The following is an 11,212-nucleotide window of genomic DNA, read 5'->3' on the forward strand; positions in this document are numbered from 1 at the left end:
TATAAAAAGCGCCTGGGAAGAAATTCCTGGGCGCTTTATTTTTTTAAATATGCAACGAGATCGCGCTGTGCAATTTTCTCTTCTATTCCAGTCATCATAGTTTTTACCGTAACCAATCCTTTTTCTTGTTCTTCTGATCCTATTATTAAAGCATAGTGAGCGCCAAGCTTATTTGCTTTACGCATTGAATTTTTAATAGAATCGCTATCGAGCAGTAATTCTACGCATAATCCACTGTCAAACAACAAATCTCCAATCAGGAGCGCTAAATTATGCTGTTGTTTAGAAAGCGGTATAATGGCATGCAAAGCAGGTTCTTGCGCAAGGGGCAATGCATCCTTTATTGGTTCGAGCATGAGCATCAACCGCTCAATTCCGATAGCTGCTCCAATTGAAGGATAATCATTCTTGCTCCCCAGCATCGTGGCTAATTGATTATAGCGGCCGCCCCCGCAAAAAGTGCTTTGCGCACCTAAAAGTGCAGAAGTAAATTCGAAAACCGTTTTCTCATAATAATCAAGGCCGCGTACTAAATGGGGCGAGACGGTGTACGTAACAGAGAGAATTTCAAGTTGCTCTTTCAGCCTTTGCCATTCAGCGGCGCAGTGGATGCATAAATGCTGCGCAATCGAAGGAGCGTGCCTATAAATTTCTTGGCATTTTGGAGTTTTGCAATCAAAAACTCTCATAATATTTTTTTCTTTACGGGCCTTGCAGTCGTTGCAAATTTCGTTTTCATGTTCGACTAAAAAAGCATGCAACTTTGGTTTAAAATCAATCCGATCTTGTGAACAACCTAAAAAATTTATGATTAATGCATAAGTATCAAGTTTGAACGTATTTTGGAAAAGCTGATCGAGTAGGCAAAGCAAAAAAGCATCGTGAGAAATATTTTCGGCTCCAATCATTTCGATGTTGAATTGGTGAAATTCTCGAAATCTTCCTTTTTGAGGGCGCTCGTGCCGGAACATTGAGCCATGAGAAAATATTTTAAACGGAGTGCTCAGATTGCCGTGCTCTAAAAAGGCACGCATAGTTGAGGCGGTCGCTTCAGGGCGCAAACAGATGGCATCACTATCTCCAGAGCTGTTTATAGTAAACATTTCTTTAGAGACGATATCGGTTGCAAGCCCGAGCGTCCGCTTAAAAAGATCGGTTGGTTCAAGAATCGGGGTTACAATCTCACTAAAATGAGCGCGTCTAAAGTGGGCAGCTGCTGATTTTATAATAAAATTAAAAAACGTGGTATCTATAATATCGTGCGTGCCGCGAACTTTGGTAATCATTACCGGAATCCTTTACGGATGAATCATTTATTCAAAGGGCTTTAATAAACATCAGTATAACGATACGTTTACCGATTGATACTGTTGCGTGCCGATTTGATCGTATTCCATTTTTATGCACTTTGCAAAAAATAGTTGACTTCTTTTTTCAGATAATGGTAGAAAAGAGTCAAGTATCAAAAGAGCAACCCCCGAAAAAATCTACGAGGAGGTGAAAGCCCAGAAAAATATTGACGAGCGTGTTCTAAAATTGTTAGAACTCAAATAAGTGTAAGGTAGAGTGTAAAGATGTTTAATGTTTTCAAAAAAGGAGTGTCCATGAGAAAACAATTTCTCATTCCTCTCTTATTGCTTGGTGTAACTGTTTCAGCAGTAGCTGATTTCACGAGCCATACCTTCTTCTCAATTCGTCCTCCATTCCAATCAGCATTTCCTGAAAAAATAACTCTTTTCAGAAATATGCGAGCAAAAGCCAAAGAAGATGGCTGGATGGGAGCAATGCAAGCAGTAGTATTTGGTGGTCGTTCAACCAAGGGCAAAAAGCTTGCTAAGTTCTTCTTGCCTGGTGGCGTTCATGCTTCTGGTGCAGTTAATGAACTAATTTTTGCTGAGCAACAAGGTGCAACGGGCATCAACGGCGGTGGCGGTACACCGACAGCAATAAATCCATTCTTCCGCGATGTGAATGCTGTCAATTTCAATATCCAAACGGGTGGCCACAACTTTGCAAGCCGAGTGAGTTTCAATCCTCGCCAAACATACGTTGGTGGCGGATTTGATTGGATTCAATATTTTGGATGGAATTGCGATCCATGCGATAAACGTTGGTGGTTCGAGCTATCGTTCCCAGTTCTTAATGTTAAGAACGATATGCGTTTGACGGAAACCGTCTTAGTTCAAGGAACAGCTTTAAGTTCAGCTGTTAACTTCAACGTAACACAAGCTTTCAGCGGTAATACAGGTACAGGTAAGCCATTTGCGACAGGCGCTGGTGGTGTGGTTACCGGTTCTGGATTTAATTTTGGCAAAATTGATGGTTCTCGTTCAAAAACAGGCGTAGCTGACGTTGAAATCAAACTTGGTTACGACTGGCTTTGTGAAGAGACATGCTATGCATACGGATACGTTGGCGTTGTTATCCCAACAGGTAACAAACCAAAAGGTGAATATGTGTTCGAGCCAATTATTGGTAACAACCATCACTTTGGCGTAATGTGGGGCGGCGCGTTGGGCTTTGAACTATGGCGCGGTTGCGATGGCGATAGACACTTAATGTGGAACCTCGAAACAAACGGTCGCTACTTGTTCCGTAATACGCAAACACGTTCATTTGATCTTTACAACAAGCAATGGAGCCGTTATTCATTAGTATACACCAGCGCTGCAGATGCTGCTTCAACAGCACCAATTGAAGGCATAGACTTATTTACACAAAAAATGCGTGTAAATCCTCGTTGGACCTTCGATATGAACTCTGCATTGACCTTTGATGTTTGCCGTTGGGAACTTGAAGCTGGCTACAATATGTGGGCTCGCCAATGCGAAAAAGTAAGCCTCAAAACTCCATGGGTTAATGGCGTTGTAGCACTTACTGGTTTTGACAACACTACGGGCAACCCAGTCGCTGGAATCAATCGTGCAGTTACTATTCGCGAAACATTTGCAGGATCAAATATTGTTGGCGGAACGCTTGCAACGGATTATGTAAATAACTCTATACAAGCAGGCGACATTAACTTAGAATCAGCGGCTAATCCATGCGCACTGTCGCACACGATTTATGGCTCAGCTGGTTACAACTTTGATATGTGCGGATGCTGGCCAATCTTTGCAGGACTTGGCGGTTCGTATGAATTCGCTTCGTGCAACTCGGTATTGCAACGCTGGATGGTTTGGGGCAAAATCGGCGTATCCATCTAACTGAGAGGGATATAGATGAAGAAACTATTATCATTCTTCATTCTAGCAAGCTGTTTGATCCAAGGTATTGCGCAGGCTGCTGTTACACAATATAGTACATTTGATGAAGTCGCAGCAGCATTGCAAAAGGCAAAGGATTCCAATAATCCGGAACAAGCACAGATGGTATTGGATAGACTTGGTACCTGGAGAGGGAATCGCGCGTTCACTCGATTAATCCAAGATGTAACTCAGATTGCGGGTACCCAAGCACCAATTATTCCGGTTGTGCCAGTTCGCGGCGGATTAAGCCAGGATGTTAGGAATGCTGCCGCTGCAGTTAAAACTGCGGTTGCTGCGGTCCAAGACGCCGGCAAGAATCTTTCTCAAGTTGAAAAAACTGAAGTTAATGGACTTGCTGGAATACCGGATTTACTTAAGTAATTAAGTAGCTTTACTAAGCAAAAAGAAGGAGAGGGAAACCTCTCCTTCTTTTTTTTCTCGCCATCCAAATTTAATTTTTGTATGATCCTCCAATCTTCGCATTCCTCGATACATTTTGCTCACTGTTGTACGGTTTCGCAAAACACTCGGGACGAGCGCAGGATTTATTTTTTCATTTGGGCTATTAAGAAATTTGTAATGGAATCAAATCACGCTTCATCCCGAGTGCCCGGCGAAGCTATAAGCGAAGCCTGGGTGCATCGAGGGATGCGCGTTTTTCATATGGTCAATGAAAGATGTTTAATGAATAAACCAACTATTTTGATTACTGGCGGGGCCGGATATATCGGTTCGCATATTGGATTGCTGTGCGCCCGCGCGAATTACCACGTCGTTATTCTAGATTCGTTTGTGCATGGTCAACATTTTAATCCATCGTGGGCAACGGTAATTAACGGTGATTATGCAAATACTGAAATTTTAAAAAATATTTTTACAAATTATTCGATTGCTGCAGTGGTGCATTGTGCTGCATCGATCGAGGTTGGTATTTCAGTGCGCGATCCGATTTCTTTTTATGAAAACAATGTTGCGAAAACAATTACTCTTATTGATCAAATGCTCCGTGCGAATGTCAAAAATATAATTTTCTCTTCAAGTTGCGCTGTGTACGGCCAGCCGCTATTTTTGCCACTAACAGAAGCGCATCCAATTAACCCTATGAGCCCTTATGGCCGAACTAAAGCGATGGTTGAAGAAATTCTTGCAGATGCAAGCGATGCATACGGATTACGCTATATAGCTTTGCGCTATTTTAATGCAGCGGGAGCATTGCCTGAAGAAGGGCTTGGCGAACAACACAAACCGGAAACTCATCTCATTCCATTGCTTTTAAAAGCGGCATTAATGCGCGAACCGTTTACGATTTTTGGGTCTTCATATCCAACAAGAGATGGCAGTGCCGTGCGTGATTTTGTGCATGTTCTTGATATTGCCAATGCACACTTATTGGCATTGGAACATCTTGCGCGCGGTAATCCATCTGACGCGTTTAATTTGGGAACTGGTTCTGGATACTCGATCAAAGAAATGATCGACGGTGTGCAGCGTGTTTCAGGAACAACCGTGCATACATTGATTTCGGAACCACGTGCCGGAGATCCACATACCCTTGTTGCCGATCCGATTAAGGCAAAAACTATCTTGCAGTGGCAGCCGCGGTATTCCGACTTAGAATTTCTTTTAAAATCTGCGCTAGTTTTCTTTAAACAGCAGGATGCAATTGCGCAGCCGGGAATTTTAATCGAAAAAGTTTTATAAAAAAAATAATTGCACCGATCATTAATCTTTTGCGAGACTAAATAAACAACTCGGAGTTTGGTTATTTCTGGACACGCTTCCAACTGAGGCGTACATGCTGCATTTTTAAAATTTAATGAGATCGGAATAGTAATGAAAAAAATAATATTGATTTCTTTATTCGGAATGAGCGCGCAGGCGCTCATAGCTGATACTTCGGGACAAACTTTTTTTTCGGTTCGTGCACCGTTTCAAACATGCTCGCCAGAAAAAATAACACTTTTTAGAAATGATCGTGCGCAACGCTTTGAAACTGGTTGGCGGGGAGCTTTGCAATTGGTCGCGTTTGGCGGTCAGTCAACGAATGAGCAAGATCTTGCTCGATTTTTTATGCCATTTGATAAAAGTATGCTTATATTTGCGGAAGATACTGCTTCTGGAGGTGGTATTCCTCCTGCTGTTAATCCTCTTTTTCGTGATGTGATTCCTTATTTTTTTGATATTATTAGCGCTCCTGGAACGCCCGGCTTTAAAAGTGCAGTTGCGTTTAAGCCGCAGCAAACGTATGCCGGAATTGGTATTGATTGGATTCAGTTTTTTGGGTGGGATCCATGCGAAAAACGTTGGTGGATTGAACTTTCATTTCCCTTTCTTTATGTAAAAAATGATATGCGTTTAACGGAAGTGCTCGTCAATGAAGATTTTGAACCACTGAATGACGGCATAAATATTTCGGTTAAAGAGGCATTTACCGGTATACAAAAATTGGAAAATCAATTTGGTGCGGTAACTGGTTCTGGATGGATGTTTGGAAAAATTGATGGAGCAAGGCATGAAACCGGAATCGGCGATATAGAATTTAAATTGGGATATGATTGGACGTGTGATTATGTTGACGGTGCATATGGGTACGTTGGACTTGTCATCCCTACGGGCAATACACCGACTGGAGAGTTTGTTTTTGAACCAGTGGTTGGTAATAATCACCATTTTGGCGTGATGTGGGGTGGCTCGCTTTATTCTGAATTCTTGCGATGCCCAGAAAAAAATCGAACTTTTTATTCCGCGATGGATTTTAACGGACGCTATCTTTTTACCAATAGACAAACGCGTTCCTTTGATTTATACGATAAACAATGGAGTCGCTATCAATCTGTCTACAGAAGTTTTAGTGACGCGGTTGCTTCAGCTGCCTTTGAAGGTATAAATGTTTTCACGCAACGCGTGCACGTAAGTCCTCGCTTTACGATCAATTTCAATTCTGCAATTGGTATAAGATGGTGCCACTGGGAGATCGAAGCAGGCTCAAATTTCTGGGGACGCCAATGCGAAAAAGTAAAACTTTTTGATCCATTTCCAACCGGCATTGCATTGACTTCCGCACCACCAGTAGCCGCGAGCGTGAATCGTGCGATAACGATACGAGAAGCATTTAATGGTTCGACGGTCGGACCCCTAACTGCGCAAGAGTATAATTCGAATTCTATTCAACCGGGCGATCTCAATTTAAGTTCGGCAGCGCATCCATCAACGGTTTCAAACATTTTATACGCATCGGTTGGTTATAATTGGGATGGCTGTAAACGGCCAATGTTCGTTGGGATTGGTGGTGGATACGAATTTGCATCCGATAATTTAGCGTTGGAACGAATTGTTATTTGGGCTAAATGGGGAATATCATTATAGTTTACCCGCTGCAGATTAAAAATCATGTCGCAGCGACCCCATTCCTAAATTGTGAAGCATTAAAAAAACAAAACCCTCCGATTTTTTTTCGGAGGGTTTTTCGCGATAACAATTTTAAAATGGAGATCGGCTACTGTCCGTGGCATTTTTTGAATTTTTTGCCAGATCCGCATGGGCATGGTTCATTGCGCCCAGCGTCAGGGCCGTTCTTTTGTTTTGGCGCTGGCTTGTTTCCATTTTCTTGTGCAGATGTATCACCAGAAATTAGGTTTAATTGGCTGAGTTCTCGTTGACGTTTTTGCTCAAGTTCGGCTTTGTTGAAACGTTCTAGATTTAAATGGAAAATATGATTGATAATTTCAATACGAACACTCTTCATCATATCTTGGAACATAAAGAATGCTTCTTTTTTATATTCTATAAGAGGATTTTTTTGCCCCCATCCGCGCAATCCGATTCCTTCTTTCAGATTATCTAAATTGAGCATATGCTGCTTCCACGCTTGATCAATTATTTCGAGCATCAGCCATTTTTCGGCTTCGTGAAGCGCTTCAGTTTCTGGGCCGTTATGATAAAGATCATATTTCATGAGCAAGAAATTAATGACGTCCGCCTCTAATGCTTCACTTGTAGCTTTACTGAAATTTTCTTTTTCAATATCACCAGCAGCAATACCGGTAATGACGCTCACAGCGTGAATGATTTGTGCGTAACCGTCGTTTGTTACGGTTCGATTCGGGCAGAATTCTGCAACTAAATCTTGCGTTGATTCACTAATTAAATCTCGAACAAAAAGTGAAATTTGTTCTTCGCCTTCAAGAATCGATTTGCGATAGCCATAAATAACCATACGCTGTTGATTAAGCACATCATCATATTCAATAAGCTGACGGCGAATTTCAAAATTATGCTTTTCAACTTTTTCTTGCGAACGTTCAATTGTTTTCGAGATAAAGCTTGATTCGATTTGCTCATCTTCGGTCATACCAAAGCGTTGCATATTTTTCTTAATGCTATCGCCAGCAAAAATACGAATTAGATCATCTTCAAGTGAGATGTAAAAACGAGATTCGCCAGGATCGCCTTGACGCCCTGAGCGGCCGCGCAGCTGATTATCGATGCGACGACTTTCATGTCGCTCTGTACCCAGAATATATAAGCCACCAGCAGATACTGAATCTGTCGTTAATTTAATATCGGTACCGCGTCCTGCCATGTTTGTGGCGATTGTTACGCGTCCGATTTCGCCAGCATGCGCAACAATTTCTGCTTCGCGCGCATGTTGCTTAGCATTAAGCACTTCATGAGGTATATGATTGGCAGTTAAAATATTACTGAGTAACTCAGATGTTTCGATCGCAATAGTACCAATAAGAACAGGTTGGCCTTTTTTATGCCGCTCTTTTATATCGGCAACAATCGCTTTATATTTTGCATTTTTTGTCAAAAATATAATATCTGGCTGATCAATTCTGATCATTGCTCGATGCGTTGGAATGCTGATGACATCGAGTTTGTAAATTTTGTGAAACTCTTCCGCTTCGGTTAATGCAGTTCCGGTCATGCCGGCTAACTTTTTATACATCCGGAAATAATTTTGTAGCGTAATAGAGGCAAGCGTTTGCGTTTCTCGTTCTATAGCAACGCCTTCTTTTGCTTCAAGCGCTTGATGTAATCCATCGCTATAACGGCGTCCCTGGAGTATGCGACCGGTAAACTCATCAACTATTAATACTTGATTATCTTTAACGACATAGTCCACATCAACTTTGAAAAGTGCGTGTGCCTTCAACGCCTGATTAACGTGGTGCAATAAATTTAAATTTTTTACATCATAAAGATTATCAATTCCCAAAGCAGCTTCTATTTTATCGATGCCGCTTTCGGTCATTTGTACGCTACGCGCTTTTTCATCAACTTCATAATCTGTCACTGGCTTAAGCCGCGGAATAACTGCATTCACATCAATGTAAAGATTACTCGATTTATCAGCAGCGCCAGAAATAATAAGCGGTGTTCGTGCTTCGTCGATTAAAATAGAGTCAACTTCGTCCACGATCGCATAATGAAGATCGCGCTGCACATAATCTTGCAGGCGAAATTTCATGTTATCGCGCAAATAATCAAAACCGAATTCGTTATTGGTGCCGTAAGTAATATCGGCATCGTACGCTTTTTTTCTTTCTGCATCGTTCATCTGATTTTGTATGACGCCGACGGTCAATCCCAAAAGATTATAAATAGGGCTCATCCATTCAGCATCTCGTTTTGCCAAATAATCGTTGACGGTGATAAGATGTGCGCCCTTTCCCGCTAGTGCATTTAAATAAAGTGCAAGCGTTGAAGTTAATGTTTTGCCTTCGCCAGTTTTCATTTCAGCGATTTTCCCTTGATGCAAAACATATCCGCCAATTAACTGTACATCAAAATGCCGTTGGCCGAGTGTGCGGCGCGCTGCTTCACGAACAACAGCAAAAGCTTCCGGCAAAATATCATCAAGTGTTTTTCCTTGAGATAATTGTTCACGAAATTCATTAGTTTTTGCAGTCAATTGATCATCGGTGAGAGCAGAAATTGCTGGCTCAAAATTATTTATCTCTCTGACGATAGGATCAATTTTGCGCAACTGACGTGCGTTATTGGTGCCAATAACAATTGATAAAAGACGGGCTATCATTGGAAAATCCTATAGAATAAAAACTTACTTAATGTACTCAATCTAACATAGATATGGTACTCGCACAATAAAAAGTACCCCAGCGATAATGAGTAAGGGACATAGCTATTAATTATCTTAGCGCGACAATCGTACTTTGTCGTTCTGGAGATTGCGTACGTCGATAAGAATTGAACGAGTCGGTATGAATAGTGCAGATATTATACGCATCATTAAATGCATCTTTCGCAATCCCCATACTTTCAAGTTGCAGTTTATTGAAAAGTGGCAGATCAAACATCACTAAATCGCCCATCTGCTGAAGCACTTCGTCTTTGAAAGAAAAATTTCCAACTTTGTCTTGCACGTCGGCGCCGACGCTATAGCAACACCGTTTTGCAGATGGCCCCAGAAAAATTCGCATGTTTTCAGCCTCCGATCCAAATATGCTTTTCATTCGCTCAAAGGCAATGGAGGCGATGCCATCGACCGAGCCACGCCAACCAGCGTGAACGTTGGCGATCGCATGATTTTTCTTATCATATAAAATGAGCGGCAAACAATCTGCCGAAACAACAGCCAGTCCTACTCCAATAAGTTGAGTAAGGCTAAAATCAGCTTCATGTTTAAATGGCTTAAGCTGCTCCGCCTGCTCGTAAGTATCAATATGCAAACCCTGTGTGCTGTGCGTTTGATGAAGGATTCCAAGCGAATCTATCCCCCATTTTTTGCATTGCATAAATGGGGCTTCTTTCAAAATTTCTTGTGAATTGGCGAGCGCATGATAATTGCGTGGTATAAATCCAGAGCGCTTATCACCAAAAATAATTACAAATAATGGTTCGGAATGGACGATCATTCAATGTTCCTACGTTTGAATATCCAAAAGCTTGCATGAAAACTAAATGGTTGACAACTAATCCATTAGCTACGTAGTTTTTCAAAAGATCCGTTGGTTTTAAAACAGGAAGAGAAGAATGGGCAATCGATTTCCTTTTACGCGCATATTTTTTATTTTATTTTATGTTGTAATTCTATCAATTAATGCATCTGTTTATAGTAATAACGATCCAATACTCATAACAGTTCCTGAACCAGCTGATTTTCGCAGCACTTTGTTACTTGTCAAAGAGTCTGGCATAGCCGCTAATTCTGGCAAAGAAGTGAGTGCGGCATTAGAACGATGCTTGGGATCGTTAAATAGTGAAAATTATGATGTTTGTGCTCAAGATATTTTAGTTGTTATGCCATCGTTGCTAAAATTTTTTGGACAGGTTAACGATGCTACAAAAGCACCGCGTCTTGATGCTCCTTTCATTGGTGATGGTGCAGTAAGTGGGTGCGGAAGTTGCTGTGATTTGGGCCAGATGTTGGCGCTTCTCGGTCTAATTAAAACTGAAGTAAATACTATCGATCAAGAACTGATTGAATGCTGCGAAGCTATTGCACGAGAATTTCAGGAAACGTGGACTACGCTTGCTAATTTGCAAATTACTGCATCAGTTGATTTCAGCCCTGTTTTTTCTGTAATTAATGAATGTTGCAATAGCACCTTTAGCTCTCTTGCCGATATAAAAACTACTTTAACAGCATGTTGCGCAACTATTAATAGTGAATTCCAGCAAACATGGACAATTTTAGCAAACTTAGAAATAAGTGCCGTCGTTGATTTGAGTGGGGTGTTTACATCGGTGACCGCTTGTTGTAATGGAACTTTTAGTTCATTGGGCGCTATAATTGCAAACCAGCAAACGATTATCTCTAATGAACAGGCAACGTTTACGGCAATTTCTGACGTTAGAAATACTTTAACAGCATGCTGTGCAACTATTAATAGTGAGTTCCAGCAGACATGGACAATTCTTGGCGCACTGGCTAGCAATGCGAGCGGAACATTCTCCTCGTTGGCTGCGTGCTGCAATGGAACCTTTAGTGTGCTGAG

The 11,212-nt window shown here is 41.4% G+C and carries 8 protein-coding genes; 5 read left to right on the forward strand and 3 right to left on the reverse strand.

What is annotated here, in order from left to right:
- Window positions 1-35: 35 nt before the first annotated feature.
- Window positions 36-1,286 carry a histidine--tRNA ligase gene (hisS, locus tag VHO47_00420; GenBank protein HEX2977574.1) on the reverse strand — a complete coding sequence of 417 codons (1,251 nt, stop codon included), beginning with the start codon at window positions 1,284-1,286 and terminating at the stop codon, window positions 36-38.
- A gap of 318 nt (window positions 1,287-1,604) precedes the next feature.
- On the opposite strand from hisS, the gene VHO47_00425 reads away from it, so the two are divergent.
- From VHO47_00425 to VHO47_00440, 4 genes are all read left to right on the forward strand, one after another.
- Window positions 1,605-3,206, forward strand: a complete 1,602-nt coding sequence (locus VHO47_00425; GenBank protein HEX2977575.1) for a hypothetical protein — start codon at window positions 1,605-1,607, stop codon at window positions 3,204-3,206.
- A gap of 15 nt (window positions 3,207-3,221) precedes the next feature.
- On the forward strand, window positions 3,222-3,629 hold the full coding sequence (locus VHO47_00430) for a hypothetical protein (protein ID HEX2977576.1): 408 nt from the start codon (window positions 3,222-3,224) through the stop codon (window positions 3,627-3,629).
- A gap of 198 nt (window positions 3,630-3,827) precedes the next feature.
- The gene (galE, locus tag VHO47_00435) at window positions 3,828-4,949 is read left to right on the forward strand and encodes a UDP-glucose 4-epimerase GalE (protein ID HEX2977577.1); all 1,122 of its coding nucleotides are present in this window, start codon (window positions 3,828-3,830) and stop codon (window positions 4,947-4,949) included.
- Between the two features lie 132 nt (window positions 4,950-5,081).
- On the forward strand, window positions 5,082-6,614 hold the full coding sequence (locus tag VHO47_00440; GenBank protein ID HEX2977578.1) for a hypothetical protein: 1,533 nt from the start codon (window positions 5,082-5,084) through the stop codon (window positions 6,612-6,614).
- 130 nt (window positions 6,615-6,744) lie between these two features.
- On the opposite strand, the gene secA is transcribed toward VHO47_00440, so the two are convergent.
- Together secA and pgeF are read right to left on the reverse strand one after the other, a co-directional pair.
- Entirely contained in the window at window positions 6,745-9,291 is a 2,547-nt protein-coding gene (gene secA, locus VHO47_00445; GenBank protein HEX2977579.1) for a preprotein translocase subunit SecA, read from the reverse strand.
- A 112-nt stretch (window positions 9,292-9,403) separates the two neighbouring features.
- Complete coding sequence (pgeF, locus tag VHO47_00450; protein HEX2977580.1) at window positions 9,404-10,129, reverse strand: peptidoglycan editing factor PgeF; 726 nt, start codon at window positions 10,127-10,129, stop codon at window positions 9,404-9,406.
- Window positions 10,130-10,247: 118 nt separating this feature from the next.
- On the opposite strand from pgeF, the gene VHO47_00455 reads away from it, so the two are divergent.
- Window positions 10,248-11,212, forward strand: a 965-nt coding sequence (locus VHO47_00455) for a hypothetical protein (protein ID HEX2977581.1), incomplete at its 3' end; no start/stop codon positions are given.

The sequence above is a fragment of the Candidatus Babeliales bacterium genome, assembly GCA_036260945.1.
GTDB lineage: Bacteria > Babelota > Babeliae > Babelales > JACPOV01 > JACPOV01.